This window comes from Microlunatus sp. GCM10028923, assembly GCF_042666975.1.
Lineage (GTDB): Bacteria > Actinomycetota > Actinomycetes > Propionibacteriales > Propionibacteriaceae > Microlunatus.
The window spans coordinates 41469-57243 of record NZ_JBHTFF010000015.1 but is presented as its reverse complement, the minus strand read 5'-3'; the positions used below and the strand labels follow the sequence as shown (position 1 = coordinate 57243).

Sequence of the window (15775 nt, the reverse complement as noted above, 5' to 3'; positions counted from 1 at the left end):
TTCCGTGCCCTGAGCCATCTTCCGTCGTGCCCTGAGCCAGTCGAAGGGCCCGGTCTGCGACACTCGGACGATGATCGTGATCACGAACGATCGGTGACCCCGATGTCGTCAGCCCGGGCCGACCAGCCGGACGAGGACCGTACCGCGGAGACGATCAAGGCGCTCGACCTGGCGCTCCGGGTCGGCGAGGCCCTGCTCGCCAACGGGGCCGGCGCGGCCGACGTCGCCGCGACGATGGACTCGATCCTGCGGCACCAGGGACTCGCCGGCGCGGACGTCGACGTCACGTTCACCGCGCTGGTGGTCGCGCACCAGGAGTCGCCCGACGAGCCGACCCTGGTCCGCCGGCGCAACGTCGCCCAGCGCGACGTCGACTACGAGGACCTGACCCGGGTGGATCACCTGGTGAAGGCGCTGCTGCTGGACCGGATCGACCGGGACCGGGCGCGCGACGAACTGGCCCAGATCACCTCCTCGGGGCATCAGCGGCCGCGCTGGGCGGTCACCGTGGGCTGGGGGATGCTCGCCCTCGGGATCGCCATGCTGCTCGGCGGCGGCCCGCTGGTGATGCTGATCGCGCTGGTCACCTCGATCGCCGTGGAGCGGCTGCAGCGGCTGCTCACGATCGCGCGGCTGCCGTCGTTCTACCAGCAGATGGCCGGCGGGCTGCTGGCGACGCTGCTCACCGTCGGCATCGCCGCGACCCCGCTGCCGCTCAATCCATCCGTGGTGGTCAGTGCCAACATCACGGTGCTGCTGGCCGGGCTGGGGCTGATCGGCGCCGCCCAGGACGCGCTGACCGGGTTCTACATCACTGCCAACGCGCGGCTGCTCGAGGTGATGCTGTCGACCGCCGGGATCATCGTCGGCGTCAGCGGCGGGATCACCGTGGGCCGGCTGGTCGGGGTCGACCTGACGCTGATCCCGGGGGCGGCGGGGCTGGCCGAGGCGCCGTGGGTGCTCGGCGGTGCGGCGATCTGCGCCATGGCCTTCGCGTACGTGGCGTACACCCCGCTCCGGGCGCTGCTGCCGATCGGGCTGATCGCCGGCGCCGGCGAGGTGGTCTACTCGGTGCTCATCGCGGTCGGGCTGGGCCGGCCCTGGGCGGCCGCCATCGCCGCCGTCGGCATCGGTGTCGTCGCGTACGGGGCCTCCGGGCGGGTCCGGGTCCCGCCGCTGGCGATCGTGGTCTGCGGGATCACGCCGTTCCTGCCGGGCCTGTCGATCTACCGGGCGTTGACCCTGTTCACCGCCGGTGATTCCGGCGGCGTGGTCGACCTGGTCACCGCCGGCGCGGTCGCGATCGCCCTGGCCTCCGGCGTGATCCTCGGCGAGTACATCGCCCAGCCGGTCCGCCGGGAGGCCCGCAAGATGGAGCGCCGGCTGTCCGGCCCCCGGCTGGTCGGGCCGCCGCGGATCCGGACCCTGCGGCGCCAGCAGCGCCGGCGCCGCTGACCCCGGCCGCGATCAGCCGCGGCGGATCGGGTTGCTCAGCTCGCCGACGCCCGGGATGGTGATCGTCACCCGGTCGCCGTCGGCCAGTGTGAACGGCAGCTCGGGCACCAGCGACGTCCCGGTGGAGAGCCAGGCGCCGTCCGGGAAGTCGAGTTCCCGGCCCAGCCAGTCGACCAGCTCGTCGAACCGGCGGTGCAGCTGCGCGGTGCTCGTAGTGCCGCTCCAGACCTCCTCGCCGCCGCGGGTGATCACCAGCGCCAGTTCCAGCGCGTACGGATCGTCGACCTGCCAGACCGGCGTGACGCCCGGGCCGAGCCCGCAGGATCCGTTGTAGATCTTGGCCTGCGGAAGATAGAGCGGGTTCTCGCCCTCGATCGAACGGGAGCTGAGGTCGTTGCAGACGCCGTAGCCGATGATCTCCCCGGCGCTGTTGATCAACAACGCCAGTTCCGGTTCCGGGACGTCGATCTCGGAGTCGGCCCGGACCCGCAGCTCGCCGCCGTCGCCGACCACGCGCCAGGCGACGGACTTGAAAAAGATCTCCGGCCGGTCCGCGTCGTAGACCTGCTCGTAGACGGTCGCCGAGGTCTCGCTCTCCGCCATCCGGGCCGTCTGGGAGATCTTGTACGTGACCCCGGCGGCCCACACCTCGGTCCGCCCGTCGACCGGCGGCAGCACCGTCACCCGGTCCAGCGGCACCTCCGGGCCGGCCGGCTGCTCGACCGCCTCCCGGAACTCGGCCAGTGGCAGCCGGGTCAGCGAGGCAAGATCATCTCCGATCCGCCGGACCGTGTCGCCGGTGCGGACACCGACCGCGATCGTGCCGTCGAGTGCGTACCGGATGATCATGGTCAACCTCCAGGCTCGGTGAGATCTCGATCCTGTCACACCTCCACCGCCGTCGCCGGTCCCGGTCCCGGGATGCGGGGCAGCACTGACAGAGTTGGGGCATGCACGCAGACCAGTTGACCGATCCGATCGTCGACCACGGCGAGGGCCCGGTCTTCTCGTCCCGCTGGGCCGGTCCGCGGTGGGTGGACCTGCTGGCCGGAGACATCCTCGAACTGGGGCCGGACGGCGGGACGGCCCGGCACCACGTCGGTACGGTCGCCGCGGTGATCCGGCCGCGCCGCGGCGGTGGCCACGTGATCGCCGGCGAGCGCGGCCTGCTGCTGGCCGACGACGACGCGCTGGACGCGCCGGTCCGGGCGCTGCCGGAGGTGTGGGCCGGCACGGAGGTCCGGAGCGAGGGGGTCCGGAACGAGGGGGTCCGGATGAACGAGGGCGGCTGCGACCCGGCCGGCAACCTCTATCTGGGTTCGATGCCCTACGACGGCCGGGAGGGCGGCGGCAACCTCTACCGGTTCGGGCCGGACCTGACGCCCGAGATCGCCGTGCCGGAGGTGACGATCTCGAACGGCCTGGAGTGGAGCCCGGACGACGCGCTTGCGTACTACGTGGACACCCGGACCGGCCGGATCGACGTCTTCGACTGGGACGCCGAGGGCGGGCTGCGGAACCGCCGGCCGTTCGTCGAGATCGACGGCGAGGGCGGCCCGGACGGGCTGACCGTCGACGCCGAGGGCGGCGTCTGGGTGGCCCTGTACGGCGGCTGGGCGGTCCGCCGCTACACGCCGCAGGGCCGGCTGGACGCGGTGATCGAGGTGCCGGCCCGGCAGGTGACGGCGGTGACCTTCGCGGGCCCGGACCTGGACCGGTTGATCATCACGACGTCGCGGCACGGGCTGGCCGAGGACGACGTGGGACCGGCCGGAGCGCTGTTCGGTGCGAGCCCCGGGATCCGGGGCAGACCCGTCCGAGAGTTCGCCGGGTAGACCGTGTCCCAACTGCGGGAGGACACGATCGGCCTGGCGCGATCGGCACGCATTCGATCGGTGGCCCGGGGCAATGTGCCGGGCGCGGCGGCCCTGCTGGCCGCCGGGATCGGCGTGCTCTGTTATCACCTCGGCTCGGACCGGCTGGATTTCGCAGCCCACTACGTGGCCGGGCTCGGCGGCACCATGCTGCTGCTGTCGCTGGTGACGATCCTGCCGCCGGCGCTGCCGCGGTCCTGGGCCGCGCTGGCCGTGACGGCACTGTCCTGCGGGATCGGCGCCGGCTGCGAGGCGTTGATCTTCGTCGAAGGCGGCTTCGACCTGGTCGACGTCTCGAACCAGAGCCTCGGCGCGGTGACCGCGGGACTGATCTTCGTCAGCTGGCCGGTGAACGGCGCCGTGGCCGTCGCCGTGTGGATCCTGCTGGCGCTCGCCTTTCTGGGTGGAGGAGCCTGCCTTGTCGGGACCTGGTAAGCCGGTCGTCCTGGCGATGATCATGATCGCGGTGCTGTTCTGGGCGGTCGGGATCATGATCACCTTGTCCCGGACGATCATTCCGTACGGCATCGACGCGGAGACCGTGATCACCATCCGGGTCCGGCAGGAGCACCAGCCCGGCCGCGACGACCTGACCCAGATCATGACCGACCGGCGCACCCTCCGGGTGGACCCGAACGCCGCCGCCTGCGTCAAGGCCGGCGACCGGGTCACCAAGGCGGCCTGGTCCATGATCGTCACCGGCCCGGACGGCACCGCCTGCACCCTGGGCTGGCCGCGTCAGCTGCGCACCGTGATGCTGGTCCCGCTGCTGGTCGCCGCCGGCTGCGGCGGATCCCTGCTGCTGGCCCGCTGGCTGCTCCGCCGGTCGCCGTGACGCCCGGATCCGTCAGCCGGGGGCCAGGCCGCAGTCGATCACGGCGCGGAGGCCGGACCAGTCCGGCCGGTAGTCCGGCTCGAGTTCAGCCCGCCAGCGGGCGTAGAGGTCGACCGTGCGCTCGACGACGTTGGGCCGGGGCGTGATCGCGAGGTCGGCCAGGTCGAGGCCGGCGACCTCGTCGGCCAGGGCATCCCGCTCGGAGCCGTACCGGTGGATCGTGGTTCCTTGATCACGATCGCGGAGCAGCATGGCCTGGACCAGCGCGAGCCGGACCAGCTCGAGCGTCAGGTGCAGGCCGATCAGGCGATCACCGCGACCGAGCTTGCCGGCCGCCTGTACGGCGAGGGCGCGGACATCGTTGTCGGCGGCCGGCTCCGGCAGCGACAGTCGGCCGCCGGTGATCACGAAATCGACCCGGCGGCCGTCGATGATCACCGCCCGGACCACCTGCCGGTCCGCCGCCAGCTCCTCGGTGAAGGCCCAGATCTCCAACCCACGCAGAAGATCGACGGGTTGGGCCGATCGCGGCAACGCAAGCTGGAGATCGAGATCGCTCCAGCCGTCCAGCGTTTCCGGCCGCAGCGCGGACCCCGCCGGGGCGCCCTTCGCTCCGGCGGGCAGCCTCATGATCAACTCACGGGCCAGCTCGGCCTGCCACGGCATCGCGGTGCTCAGAAGAGTCGGGCGATCTGGACCTTGACCTCCAGGGTGCTGCCGGCGCTGCCGGAGTAGAGGCCCTTGAACGGCGTGACGTCGCCGTACTCGCGGCCGTGGCCGACGATCACGTGGCGTTCACCGGCCGGGATCGCGTTGGTCGGGTCGAAGGCGGTCCAGTCGCCGTCCCACCACTCCACCCAGGCGTGGCTCTGACCGGTCACGGTCTCGCCGACCTCGGCATCGGCCCGCGGATGCAGGTAGCCGGAGACGTACCGGGCCGGGATGCCGGCCAGCCGGAGCAGGGTGATCGTCAGGTGCGCGATGTCCTGGCAGACGCCCTTGCGTTCGGACCAGACGTCGCCGATCCGGGAGTGCACGCCGGTCACGCCCGGCACGTAGTCGATCTTGTCGTGGACGAACTCACTGGCCGCCCGGGCCGCCTCGCCCGGCGTCGTGCCGCGGACCACCTCGGCGGCCAGGTCGCGTAGCTCGGCGTCCGGCTCGGTCCGGCCGGTCTGGATCAGCCACTCGGCGTACCCGTCCCTGATCTTGGGATCCTTGAGGCCCTCCCAGCCGGCCGACTCGCCCCGGCGGTCGGTGCCGGACCGGGTGTCCACCAGGCTGGACGCGACCACCCGCAGCTCGCGGTGCGGCGCGCTGGTGTCGAACGCGTGCACGATGGTGCCCCAGTAGTCCCGATAGCGGTACGAGGCCGAGGTCGGCCGCACCTCGATCCGGTTGTCGGCCGCGGTCTGGTGATCATTGCTGACCGGCGTCATCCGCACCTCGTTGTACGACGCGGAGACCTCGGCGTCGTAGCTGAAGATCGTTTCGTGCCTGATCCTCATCCGCCGGGCGAGCACCGGTTCGGTCTGGCTGATCATGCTTCCCCCTGAGCCCAGGCCATCGCGTGCGAGGCCTCGAAGAACGTCCGGCTGACCGCCTCGCTCACCTCCGAGCAGGTCCGCTCGAGATCGATCAGCACGGTGGTCAGATCGCCCAGCAGGTCCTCCGGGCTGCGGAACTCCAGTTGGGTCCGGGCCCGGCCGAGCCGGCGCCGAGCAAGATCAGGAACGCCGGCCCGGGCCCGGCCCGGGGTGAGCTCGTTCAGGCAGGCCTCGGCGGCGGACAGGGCGAAGAACACCGACCGCGGGAACAACCGGTCCAGCAGCAGGAACTCGACCGCAGCCGCCTCGTCCAGGTCGCCGCGGTAGGTGCGCAGGAACGCCTCGTACGCGCCGCAGGACCGGAGCAGGGCCGACCAGGACGGCCGGCCCCGGCCGGGCGCACCCGGGACCGCCCGGGTGAGCAGCAGCCGGGCCGTCATGTCGGCCCGCTCGAGGCTGCGGCCGAGGGTGAGGAACCGCCAGGCGGTGTCCCGGCTGATCGCCAGATCGACCACCCCGGCCAGGGTCGCCGTCTGCTCCCGGATCCAGGTGAAGTAGACGTGCGGCCCGAGCCGCTCGGCCATCCGGCGCGCCTCCGGCAGCCCGAGCCAGGTGCTGTTGAGCGCCGACCAGAACTCCGACGACAGGATCTCCCGGGCGCCGCGGGCGTTCTCCCGGGCGGCCATCAGGGAGCCCCGGATGGCGGTCGGCTCGGCACTGTAGGCGAGCCGGTCCAGCACCACCGTCGTACTCACCGCGACGTCGTCCGGCGGCCGGATGCCCATGATCGACAACAGCGACCGGCAGGCGGTGTCCTCCTCGACCCACGGGTCCTCCAGGACCAGCTGCAGGTGGACGTCGAGGATGCGCGCGGTCGCGTCGGCTCGTTCGAGGTTGCGGCCGATCCAGAAGACCGACTCCGCGATCCGGCGGAGCAGGCCGCTCCGGTTCGGGTCCATGGAGGCTCCCAACGTCGTCGTTGTCATGATCACTGCTGCTGTTGGGAGGCGGCGGACTCCAGGGCCGGGCCGGGATCCTGCGGCCGGCTCGGCTCGGCCGGCGGCGGTTCGTCCGATACGGCGAGCGGCACGTCCCGGCCGCCGGAGTCGGCCGGCTGATCCCGGGCGGCGAGCACCCAGGTGTCCTTGGAACCGCCGCCCCGGCTGGAGTTCACCACCAGCGCACCGTCGCCGAGCGCGACCCGGGTCAGCCCGCCCGGCAGCACCCAGACCTGGTCACCGTCGTTCACCGCGAACGGGCGAAGATCGACATGCCGCGGCCGGAACCCGTCGTCGACGAACGTCGGCACCGTCGACATCGGCACCACCGGCTGCGCGATCCAGGCCCGCGGATCGGCGATGATCTTGGTCCGCAGCTCGGTCAGGGTCGGCTCGTCGGCCTGCGGCCCGATCACCAGCCCCTTGCCGCCGGAGCCGTCGACCGGCTTCAGTACGAGTTGATCAAGGCGGCCCAGCACGTCGTCGAGGACGTCCGGATCGCCCAGCCGGTACGTGTCCACGTTGGGCAGCAGCGGTTCCTCGGCGAGGTAGTAGCGGACCAGGTCCGGCACGTAGGTGTAGATCAACTTGTCGTCCGCGACGCCGTTGCCGAGCGCGTTGGCGATCACCACGTGACCGGCCCGGGCGGCGTTCACCAGGCCCGGGCAGCCGAGCATCGAGTCCGGCCGGAACTGCACCGGGTCGATGAACTCGTCGTCGATCCGGCGGTAGATCACGTGTACCGGTCGGTCGCCGGACGTGGTCGGCACGAAGACCCGGTTGCCGGCGCAGATCAGGTCGCGCCCCTCGACCAGTTCGACGCCCATCAGTCGGGCCAGCAGGGCGTGCTCGAAGTAGGCGGCGTTGTGCACGCCCGGGGTGAGGACGACGATGGTCGGGTCGGCCACGCCGGCCGGCGCCGCGGCGCGCAGGGCGGCCAGCAGCTGGTTGGCGTACCCGGCGACCGGGCGGACCCGCGAGGTGCCGAACGCCTCCGGCAGCACCTGGGTCAGCGCGTGCCGGTTCTCGATCACGTAGCTGACCCCGGACGGCACCCGGACGTTGTCCTCGAGCACCCGGAACCGGCCGTCGACGTCGCGGACCAGGTCGATCCCGGACACCTGGATCCGGACCCCGTTGGGCGGCTCGATGCCGTACGTCTCGCGGTGGTAGTGCCGCGACGTGGCGATCACCTCGCGCGGCACCACGCCGTCCCGGATCGCGTTGCCGGGTCCGTAGACATCGGCCAGGAAGGCCTCCAGGGTCCGGACCCGCTGCTGCACGCCGCGGTCGATCAGGTCCCACTCGGCGGCGTCCAGCACCCGCGGCACGATGTCGACCGGGAACGGCCGCTCCTGGCCGTCGTAGGCGAACGTCACGCCCTGCTTCATGAACGTCCGGGCCAGCGCGTCGACCCGCGGCCGCAATTCCTCGGTGCCGAGCGGCCGCAAGGCATTGAGTACGGGCTCGTACGAGCGCCGGGTCTCGTCGGACGCGCTGAACGCCTCGTCCCAACTCACCCCCGCCGGGTATCCGTCGAAGAGGTCCGCCATGACCGGACTCTAAACCCGATGCGTTACGCGCGGATTGCGATGCCGCAGACCGGCGTTTCGCGCCGGGCGCGGGCAGCGGATACGGTGACCTTGTGACTGGCGATATCACCGTCTTCTCCGGTTCCGCCCACCCCTCGTTCGCCAAGGAGATGTGCCAGATTCTTGGCATCCCACTCTCCCCGTCGCGGACCACCCGGTTCAGCAACGACTGTCTGCAGGTGCAGTTGCGGGCGAACTGCCGGCAGCGCGACGTCTACCTGGTGCAGCCGCTGGTCGAGCCGGTGCAGGAGCACCTGATGGAGCTGCTGCTGATGCTCGACGCGGCCCGCGGTGCGTCGGCGGCCCAGATCACCGCGATCATCCCGCACTACAGCTACGCCCGGTCGGACAAGAAGGACGCGCCCCGGATCTCGATCGGCGGCCGCCTGGTCGCCGACATGCTGGCCACCGCCGGCGCCGGCCGGGTGTTGACGATGGCGCTGCACGCGCCGCAGGTGCACGGCTTCTTCTCCGTACCCGTTGATCATCTGAGCGCGACCGCCGAGCTGGCCGAGCACTTCACCAGCCGCGACCTGAGCGAGTCGATCGTGGTCTCGCCGGACCTCGGCAACGCCAAGGTGGCGACCGACTTCGCCCGGATCCTCGGCCTCGAGGTGGTGGCCGGCTCGAAGAAGCGGATCGCCGACGACAAGGTGATCATCGAGCGGATCGTCGGCGACCTGCACGGCCGCACCCACGCGATCGTGCTGGACGACGAGATCGCCACCGCGGGCTCGATCGTGGAACTGCTGGCGATGCTGCGGTCGGAGGGCATCAAGCGGTTCTCGCTGGCCTGCACCCACGGCCTGTTCACCGGCCCGGCGATCGACCGGCTGCGGGCCGAGGCCGACGTCGAGGAGATCCTGATCACCAACACCGTGCCGCTGCCGGTGGAGAAGCGGCTGCCGCAGATGGAGACCCGGTCGGTCGCGCCGCTGTTCGCCGAGGCGGTCCGCCGGATCCACTGCGGCGAGTCGGTCAGCAGCCTGTTCAGCGACGAGGTCACCTACGGCGCCTGAGTTCTCACGGCGCCAGCCCGTCGTGGAACCGCAACGCCTTGCGGTGGACCATCCGCGGGCTCGACATCGGTACCGAACCACCCGCTCCCGGGCCCGGCCGCGGACCGTCGAGCAGCCGGTCCCGGACGTCCTTCTTCAGCACCTTGCCGAGGGTCGACCGCGGTAGGTCGTCCCACACCTCGATCTGCTTCGGAGTCTTCACCCCGCCGAGCCGTTCCCTGGCGTAGCTCCGGGCCGCCTCGGGATCGATCGTCCGGCCCGGATGGGGCTGCAGTACGGCGGTCACCCGCTCACCCCACTTGTCGTCCGGCAGCCCGACGACCGCGCAGTCCCGAACGCTCGGATGGGTCATCAGTACCTGCTCGACCTCGGCCGAATAGACGTTGAAGCCGCCGGTGATGATCATGTCCTTGGCCCTGTCGACGATGGTCAGGTAGCCGTCGGCATCCAGAAAGCCGATGTCGCCGGTGTGGTGCCAGCCGAACCGGCTCGCCTCGGCGGTCGCCTCCGGGTTCTTGTAGTAGCCGGCCATCACCAGCGAACCACGGACCACGATCTCGCCCCGGGCTCCGGTCGGCAGCAGCGTCCCGTCGTCGTCCATGATCGCGACCTGGGTCAGCGGCGTCGGGCGGCCCGCACTGGAGAACCGCTCCACGGCGGGACTGCCGTCCGCGTGCAGATGGTCGGCCGGCGCCAGTGTGGAGATCATCATCGGTGCCTCGCTCTGGCCGAACAGCTGGCCGAGCACCGGCCCGAGCTTGTCGATCGCCTCGGTCAGCCGGGCGGTCGACATCGGCGCCGCTCCGTACCAGAGGCATTGCAGGGAAGAGAAATCCGTGCCCGGCAGGTCCGGATGATCAAGCACCATGTAGATGATCGTCGGGGTCAGGAAGGCGTGCGTGATCCGGTGCCGCTGGACCAGGGCGAGGAAGCGGCCGAGATCCGGCTGGGGCATGATCACGATCTCGCCGCCGAGGGTCATGATCGGAAAGCAGAGCACCCCGGCGGCATGGGTGAGCGGCGCGAACGCCAGGTACCGCGGCCGGTCCCGGAACGGGTAGCTGATCAAGGTCAGCGCCGTCATCGTCTCCAGGTTCCGGCCGGTCAGCTGGACCCCCTTCGGCCGGCCGGTGGTGCCGCCGGTGCCGACCAGCATGGCGACGTCGTCGACCGGCGTGGCCGGGTACGGCTCGTCGCCGAGCCCGTCCAGCCACTCGGCCAGCCCGACCGCCCCGGTCGGCTCACCGTCCAGGCAGACGACCGTACGCAGGCGAGGCAGGTCCGGCAGGATCGCCGCCACCAGCGGTGCGAACGACTCCTGGAAGATCAGGCAGGTGCAGTCGAAGAGGTCGAGCAGGTCCCGGTTCTCGGCGGCCTCGCTGCGCGGGTTCACCGGGCACCAGACCGCTCCGGCCCGGGCGATGCCGAAGACGCAGCCGAACGAGGTCGGGTCGTTGGCCGACAGCACGGCGACCTTGTCGCCCGGCCGGACGCCGGACCGGTCCAGGGCCCGGGCCACCCGCCAGGAGAGCCGCTGCACGTCGCCGTAACTGAGCGTGGCGTCGCCCAGGGTCAGGCAGGGCGCGTCGCTTCCCAGCGACGCGCCCTTGTCCAGATAGTCCGTCAGTCGCACGATCGTCCCCGTCCGTTGGGACCTAGTGCCGTGTCGCCGAGGAATCGCAACGTTTGCCGGCGCCCAGGCACGCACATCGCTGCGTTCTCCTCAGTCGTGATACGACCCCGGTATCCCTTCCTCGTCGGCCTTGCGCTGCACGCACCTGGACACCGGCCAACGTCACGCTTCCTCGGCGACACGGCACTACGTCGTCGTCAGGACTGGATCCTGGACCAGGCCGAAGGTGCGCAGCGCGCCGAGCAGTTCCCGGTGCCCGAAGGCCTGGCAACCCGACGCGAAGCCGACCCGACCCGGGGATCCCTGCAGCAGCGCGTACGCGGCGTACGCCTGCAGCAGCCCGGTCTGTTTGTAGTTGTTGACCCCGTGGATCACGCAGTGCGCCCGGCCCATCGGGCCGGAGGCGTGCACGGAGTCGAGCGAGGTGTTGATCCGGGTGTTCTCCCGGGGCGGCATCTCGCTGCGGACCGCCGCGGCGGTCTGGTTCAGCACCTGCTGGGTCTCGTCGGCGGACAGGCCGGCGGTCTGCTCCAGCGTGGCCTTGACGATCTGCGGCACGGCCTGCATCAGTTGCCGGTCGAACACGCCGCCGAGCACCTTGACGTTGGCCACCCGCGGATCGCGCTTGAACCAGACCGGGTGCGAGGTGCCGCCCCAGGGCAGCGCCAGCCCGACCTCGTGGTGGCCGGGCACGGCGACCTGATGCAGCTCGCCGTCGGCCGGCCATTCGACGTAGGCGTTCTGCTCCAGGTAGTACGCCTTCGCCAGCGCCGCGTTGGCCAGGATGGTCAGCGTCGAGGCGACCGTGGGGAAACCCTTCCAGAACACGAGGATGTCGAGCGTGTCCAGGCCCGGCTGCTCCAGGCAGAGCTGGGCGGCGATCTCGCCGGTGGTGTACATCTGGGCCAGCCCGGGGGAGAGCAGCAGGCCACGTTCGGCCATCCGCGCCCCGTACTCGGCCTCGCTGGTGATCAGCCAGTCCTGCTCGCCGGTGGTGTCCAGGTAATGGCAGCCGGTGGCCAGGCACGCCTCGACGACCACCCCGCCGAGACCGGCGAACGGGCCGACGGTGTTGCAGACCACCTCGGCGCCCTCGAAGAGCTCGCTCAGCGGCCCTGCCTCGTGGGCGACCTCAACCACCTCGTGCTCGACGGTGTCGATTCCGGGGATCCGGTCCAGGGCGTCCTGGATCCGGGCCTTGTCCCGGCCGGCGGCGAGGAACGGTACGCCGTACTCGCGGAGGTATTCGCAGATCAGCCGGCCGGTGTAGCCGGACGCGCCGTACACGACGACGGGGAATTTCGCGCTCATCGGTGCCTCACATCCCCATGCCGCCGTCGACCGGCAGGCCGGCGCCGGTGATGAAGCGGGCCGAGTCCGAGACCAGGAACACGACGGCATCCGCCATGTCGGTCACGTCGCCGAGCCGGCCCTGCGGAGTCAGCCCGATGACCGCGCCGACGGCCTCCTCGACGCTCGGGAAGAGCCCCAGCCGGGCCACGTCCTGGGCCAGCTGGTTGCCCATCTCGGTCGGCACCAGGCCCGGATAGACGCAGTTCACCCGTACCCCGTAGCCGAGCTTGCCGGACTCCATCGCGGCCACCCGGGTCAGCCGGTCGACGCCGGACTTGGTGGCCGAGTAGACGGAAATGCCGGGGAACGCGATGGTCGCAGCAACGGACGCGATGTTGACCACCGCGCCCCCGGCGCCGGCCGGTCCGCCCGGCCGCATGGCTCGGAAGGCGTGCTTGATGCCCAGCGCCGTTCCGAGAAGATTCACGTCGAGCATCTTGCGGACGCTCTCGGCGTCCAGGTCCACCACCAGGCTGGTGACCTCGACTCCCGCATTGTTGATCACGATGTCGAGGCCGCCCAGTTGTTCGATCGCCTGCCGGACGGCCTCCTCCCAGCTGGCGTCGTCGGTGACGTCGAGCCGGACGAAGCCGGCCTTGCCGCCGTCGCCCGACGCGTTGAGCTCGTCGGCCGTGGCCCGGCCGAGGTCTTCCTGGATGTCGCCGATCACGAGATCGGCACCCGCGGCCCGCAGAGCCTGCGCCATTCCGGCGCCGAGGCCACGGGCCCCGCCCGTCACCAACGCTTTTCTGCCGGTCAGATCGTAGGAACCCATGAACATCTCCTCCTCGAGATGACGGATGGTGTGCCGCTCAGCGTATTGGCTCCTTGACAGTTGTCAAGGAAAACCTGGACAACTGTCAAGACGAACTCGGAGCCGGGCCCCGGGCAGCGCTAAACTCACGTTCAGCCCCCTGGGACGGGGGAGCCTGGCTGATCGGGAGACCACCGTGACTGAGGTGTCGGAACGCCATCGCGACCCAGCCTCACGCCGCCAGGTCGACAAGTTCACCGAGCGGCGGGCGGAGCTCGCCACCGCGACCCTGCAGACGCTGGCCGAACTCGGCTACGCGCGGACCAGCCTGCGCGAGATCGCGCAGAACTCGCCCTTCTCGCACGGTGTGCTGCACTACTACTTCAGCGACAAGGTCGACCTGATCACGCAGGCCGTGCGGCAGTACGAGGAGGTCTGCGTCACCCGCTACGACGAGCTGGTGGCCGCCGCGACCTCCGCCGACGGCCTGGAACGCGACTTCGCGGCGGCCATGGTCGCGACGCTGAGCAGCGACGCCCCGATGCACCGGCTCTGGTACGACCTGCGCAACCAGAGCCTGTTCGAGGACTCGTTCCGGACCGACGTGATCGACATCGACGCGCGCCGGGAGGCGATGATCTGGAGCGTCGTGAGCAGGTACGGGGAACTGGCCGGCACCGATCCGGTGCTGCCGCCGGCGGCCGCGTACGCGGTATTGGACGGACTGTTCCAGCAGGCCCTGCTGCGGCACCTGGCCGGCGACGCCACGGCAACCGGCGCCCTGCGGGACGCGGCGATCGACGCGCTGCGGATGCTGGTCCCGCGCGCCTGACGCTGAACTAGCCGGAGGGCGACGGCGAGGCGGACGGCGACGGCGACGGCGAGATGGTCGCGAACTGCGGATCGTCGGCGCTCACCACCGGCACCCGTACGGTCACCTCGCCGGCGGTCGCGAAGGTGAGCGTCAACTCGGCCTCCAGGCCGGCCTTCAGGTCGTTGCCGGTGACCTCGATCAACTGGGTGCTGGTCAGCTGGGTCAGCACGCCCGCGTTGACGCTGACCGGGGCGGGCAGTGCCGCGGTGAGCGGGGTGCCGGCGGATCCGTCGGACAGGTAGGCCCGCCCGGTGATCCGCTGCAGGACGTCGTTCTTGGTCGCGGTGAGGCTCGCCGAGACGAAGCCCTGGCCCGGCTGCTTGCTGACGATCAGCAGGTTGCGCACGGACACCGGCTCGCTGCGGCTGCCGACGTTGGCGTTGATCCCCTCGCCCGGCGTGTACGGCTGGTTGGTCTGGACGTTGAATCCACAGCCGGCGGCCAGGCTCAGTGTCGCCGTAAGGATCACCACTGCTCCGGCCCGGGCGAGACGGCGGGGACGGGTCGCGGAGGACAGCGACGCGAAGGGCACCGACGAGGGCACGATTCACTCCTGAGCAAGTCAACGGAACGGTCGGCTTAGCCTAGCGGTCCATCACGCGGAGGTCTCGACGGGCGTGCTTCTTCGGCGGTACGATCCTCATCCGCGGTCGGCGGGGCCGCATTGCAGAACCGGCCTGGAGGTGTCGACAAGCGGTGACAGGACGCACAGTTGAAGTCCTTTGTCAAGCTGTGGACAGCGCTCGTTATTGGCCTCTGGCTAGCGAAAACATCTCCCGGGGAGGCCCCGTCTCCGTGGTAAACTTGAGCCTGCGAAAGGGGTACAAAACAACATGACCTTTACAGTCGGCGAAACGGTGGTTTACCCCAATCATGGGGCCGCTGTCATCGAGGACATCGAAACCCGCCAAATCAAGGGCGAAGACAAGCTGTATCTGGTTCTGCGCATCGTCGGTCAAAATGATCTGGTTGTCCGGGTTCCCGCCTGCAACCTCGACCTCGTCGGCGTGCGTGACGTCGTCGATGCCGACGGACTCGAACGGGTGTTCAACGTCCTGCGGGCCCCACACACCGAGGAGCCGACCAACTGGTCCCGGCGCTACAAGGCCAACCTCGAGAAGCTGCACTCCGGCAACGTCATGAAGGTCGCCGAGGTCGTTCGTGATCTCTGGCGTCGCGAGCGTGAGCGCGGCCTCTCCGCAGGCGAGAAGCGGATGCTCGCCAAGGCCCGGCAGATCCTGGTCTCCGAGCTCGCTCTGGCCGAGCGGGTCGAGGAGGACAAGGCGGAAATCCTCCTGGACGAGGTCCTCGCGTCCTGATCTAGCCGTAGTCATCGACAAATCCATCGCCCGTCTCCACCCGAGATGAACGTACGCACCGGTATTGGTGTCGACGTCCACCGTCTCGAGCGGGGGCGGGCGATGGCGCTTGCCGGGCTCATCTTCCCCGATGAGCCCGCTGGCCTGCACGGTCACTCCGACGGCGACGTCGCCGCCCATGCCGCCTGCGACGCGCTGCTCGGCGCCGCCGGCCTGGGCGACCTGGGCTCCAACTTCGGCACCGACCGCCCCGAGTGGAGCGGCGTCAACGGTGTCGCCTTCCTGACCGAGACCGCCCGCCTGGTCCGCGCCGCCGGCTACGAGATCGGCAACGTCGCGATCCAGGTGATCGGCAACCGGCCCAAGCTCGGCCCCCGCCGGGCCGAGGCGGAACAGGTGCTCGGGGCCGCCGTCGGCGCGCCCGTCTCCGTCTCCGGTACGACGGCCGACGGCCTGGGCCTCACCGGCCGCGGCGAGGGCATCGCCGCCGTCGCCACCGCCTTGATCTACCGACCCTGACGA

General features: G+C 70.6%; 17 protein-coding genes. 8 read left to right on the top strand and 9 right to left on the bottom strand.

The features are described from left to right. The first annotated feature begins 102 nt into the window (after window positions 1-102). Window positions 103-1455: a threonine/serine exporter ThrE family protein gene (locus tag ACFQU4_RS29455; protein WP_377499000.1), complete on the top strand. Its 1353-nt coding sequence runs from the start codon at window positions 103-105 to the stop codon at window positions 1453-1455. Between the two features lie 12 nt (window positions 1456-1467). On the opposite strand, the gene ACFQU4_RS29450 is transcribed toward ACFQU4_RS29455, so the two are convergent. Next, window positions 1468-2304, bottom strand: coding sequence for a fumarylacetoacetate hydrolase family protein (locus ACFQU4_RS29450; RefSeq protein ID WP_377498998.1), 837 nt, complete (start codon window positions 2302-2304; stop codon window positions 1468-1470). Window positions 2305-2405: 101 nt separating this feature from the next. Between ACFQU4_RS29450 and ACFQU4_RS29445 the strand changes: the two genes are divergently transcribed. The 3 genes from ACFQU4_RS29445 to ACFQU4_RS29435 are packed head-to-tail and all read left to right on the top strand — an operon-like array spanning window position 2406 to window position 4164. Beyond that, window positions 2406-3290 (top strand): SMP-30/gluconolactonase/LRE family protein, encoded by an 885-nt coding sequence (locus ACFQU4_RS29445; protein WP_377498996.1) that lies wholly within the window; start codon window positions 2406-2408, stop codon window positions 3288-3290. A gap of 60 nt (window positions 3291-3350) precedes the next feature. Beyond that, window positions 3351-3764 (top strand): hypothetical protein, encoded by a 414-nt coding sequence (locus ACFQU4_RS29440; RefSeq protein WP_377498994.1) that lies wholly within the window; start codon window positions 3351-3353, stop codon window positions 3762-3764. Then, window positions 3748-4164 carry a hypothetical protein gene (locus ACFQU4_RS29435; protein WP_377498992.1) on the top strand — a complete coding sequence of 139 codons (417 nt, stop codon included), beginning with the start codon at window positions 3748-3750 and terminating at the stop codon, window positions 4162-4164. The genes ACFQU4_RS29440 and ACFQU4_RS29435 overlap by 17 nt, the downstream gene beginning before the upstream one ends. A 12-nt stretch (window positions 4165-4176) precedes the next feature. Here ACFQU4_RS29435 and ACFQU4_RS29430 read toward each other — a convergent pair whose 3' ends face one another. Genes ACFQU4_RS29430 through ACFQU4_RS29415 form a run of 4 tightly spaced genes read right to left on the bottom strand, consistent with a single transcriptional unit; the run spans window position 4177 to window position 8262 of the window. Next, window positions 4177-4830: a hypothetical protein gene (locus ACFQU4_RS29430; RefSeq protein ID WP_377498990.1), complete on the bottom strand. Its 654-nt coding sequence runs from the start codon at window positions 4828-4830 to the stop codon at window positions 4177-4179. Between the two features lie 8 nt (window positions 4831-4838). Beyond that, window positions 4839-5708 carry a transglutaminase domain-containing protein gene (locus tag ACFQU4_RS29425; RefSeq protein WP_377498987.1) on the bottom strand — a complete coding sequence of 290 codons (870 nt, stop codon included), beginning with the start codon at window positions 5706-5708 and terminating at the stop codon, window positions 4839-4841. Next, entirely contained in the window at window positions 5705-6670 is a 966-nt protein-coding gene (locus tag ACFQU4_RS29420; protein ID WP_377498985.1) for an alpha-E domain-containing protein, read from the bottom strand. The genes ACFQU4_RS29425 and ACFQU4_RS29420 overlap by 4 nt, the downstream gene beginning before the upstream one ends. A gap of 29 nt (window positions 6671-6699) precedes the next feature. Then, complete coding sequence (locus ACFQU4_RS29415) at window positions 6700-8262, bottom strand: circularly permuted type 2 ATP-grasp protein (RefSeq protein ID WP_377498983.1); 1563 nt, start codon at window positions 8260-8262, stop codon at window positions 6700-6702. A gap of 92 nt (window positions 8263-8354) precedes the next feature. On the opposite strand from ACFQU4_RS29415, the gene ACFQU4_RS29410 reads away from it, so the two are divergent. Continuing rightward, window positions 8355-9320 (top strand): ribose-phosphate diphosphokinase, encoded by a 966-nt coding sequence (locus ACFQU4_RS29410; RefSeq protein ID WP_377498981.1) that lies wholly within the window; start codon window positions 8355-8357, stop codon window positions 9318-9320. A gap of 4 nt (window positions 9321-9324) precedes the next feature. On the opposite strand, the gene ACFQU4_RS29405 is transcribed toward ACFQU4_RS29410, so the two are convergent. The 3 genes from ACFQU4_RS29405 to ACFQU4_RS29395 all read right to left on the bottom strand — a co-directional run bounded on the left by ACFQU4_RS29405 (window position 9325) and on the right by ACFQU4_RS29395 (window position 13081). After that, window positions 9325-10953 carry a long-chain fatty acid--CoA ligase gene (locus ACFQU4_RS29405; RefSeq protein ID WP_377498979.1) on the bottom strand — a complete coding sequence of 543 codons (1629 nt, stop codon included), beginning with the start codon at window positions 10951-10953 and terminating at the stop codon, window positions 9325-9327. 186 nt (window positions 10954-11139) lie between these two features. Beyond that, window positions 11140-12264 (bottom strand): DUF5938 domain-containing protein, encoded by a 1125-nt coding sequence (locus tag ACFQU4_RS29400; RefSeq protein WP_377498977.1) that lies wholly within the window; start codon window positions 12262-12264, stop codon window positions 11140-11142. A gap of 7 nt (window positions 12265-12271) precedes the next feature. Next, complete coding sequence (locus ACFQU4_RS29395) at window positions 12272-13081, bottom strand: SDR family NAD(P)-dependent oxidoreductase (protein ID WP_377498975.1); 810 nt, start codon at window positions 13079-13081, stop codon at window positions 12272-12274. A gap of 175 nt (window positions 13082-13256) precedes the next feature. Here ACFQU4_RS29395 and ACFQU4_RS29390 point away from each other — a divergent pair, with 175 nt between their 5' ends. Next, window positions 13257-13892: a TetR/AcrR family transcriptional regulator gene (locus ACFQU4_RS29390; RefSeq protein WP_377498973.1), complete on the top strand. Its 636-nt coding sequence runs from the start codon at window positions 13257-13259 to the stop codon at window positions 13890-13892. Window positions 13893-13899: 7 nt separating this feature from the next. Here the strand turns inward: ACFQU4_RS29390 and ACFQU4_RS29385 are convergent, their stop codons facing one another. After that, window positions 13900-14478: a hypothetical protein gene (locus tag ACFQU4_RS29385; protein ID WP_377498971.1), complete on the bottom strand. Its 579-nt coding sequence runs from the start codon at window positions 14476-14478 to the stop codon at window positions 13900-13902. 289 nt (window positions 14479-14767) lie between these two features. Between ACFQU4_RS29385 and ACFQU4_RS29380 the strand changes: the two genes are divergently transcribed. Both ACFQU4_RS29380 and ispF read left to right on the top strand, forming a co-directional pair. After that, window positions 14768-15253, top strand: a complete 486-nt coding sequence (locus tag ACFQU4_RS29380) for a CarD family transcriptional regulator (RefSeq protein WP_179754700.1) — start codon at window positions 14768-14770, stop codon at window positions 15251-15253. A 45-nt stretch (window positions 15254-15298) separates the two neighbouring features. Beyond that, a complete protein-coding gene (gene ispF, locus ACFQU4_RS29375; protein WP_377498968.1) occupies window positions 15299-15772 on the top strand; it encodes a 2-C-methyl-D-erythritol 2,4-cyclodiphosphate synthase in 474 nt (157 codons plus the stop codon). Window positions 15773-15775 lie beyond the last annotated feature (3 nt).

What these genes read in the sequence shown, in the direction of transcription:
- ACFQU4_RS29415 (WP_377498983.1), bottom strand. Translation starts at nt 8,262, where the DNA reads ATGGCGGACCTCTTCGACGGATACCCGGCGGGGGTGAGTTGGGACGAG.
- ACFQU4_RS29400 (WP_377498977.1), bottom strand. Translation starts at nt 12,264, where the DNA reads ATGAGCGCGAAATTCCCCGTCGTCGTGTACGGCGCGTCCGGCTACACC.
- ACFQU4_RS29420 (WP_377498985.1), bottom strand. Translation starts at nt 6,670, where the DNA reads ATGGACCCGAACCGGAGCGGCCTGCTCCGCCGGATCGCGGAGTCGGTC.
- ACFQU4_RS29380 (WP_179754700.1), top strand. Translation starts at nt 14,768, where the DNA reads ATGACCTTTACAGTCGGCGAAACGGTGGTTTACCCCAATCATGGGGCC.
- ispF (WP_377498968.1), top strand. Translation starts at nt 15,299, where the DNA reads ATGAACGTACGCACCGGTATTGGTGTCGACGTCCACCGTCTCGAGCGG.
- ACFQU4_RS29455 (WP_377499000.1), top strand. Translation starts at nt 103, where the DNA reads ATGTCGTCAGCCCGGGCCGACCAGCCGGACGAGGACCGTACCGCGGAG.
- ACFQU4_RS29425 (WP_377498987.1), bottom strand. Translation starts at nt 5,708, where the DNA reads ATGATCAGCCAGACCGAACCGGTGCTCGCCCGGCGGATGAGGATCAGG.
- ACFQU4_RS29395 (WP_377498975.1), bottom strand. Translation starts at nt 13,081, where the DNA reads ATGGGTTCCTACGATCTGACCGGCAGAAAAGCGTTGGTGACGGGCGGG.
- ACFQU4_RS29445 (WP_377498996.1), top strand. Translation starts at nt 2,406, where the DNA reads ATGCACGCAGACCAGTTGACCGATCCGATCGTCGACCACGGCGAGGGC.
- ACFQU4_RS29450 (WP_377498998.1), bottom strand. Translation starts at nt 2,304, where the DNA reads ATGATCATCCGGTACGCACTCGACGGCACGATCGCGGTCGGTGTCCGC.
- ACFQU4_RS29430 (WP_377498990.1), bottom strand. Translation starts at nt 4,830, where the DNA reads ATGCCGTGGCAGGCCGAGCTGGCCCGTGAGTTGATCATGAGGCTGCCC.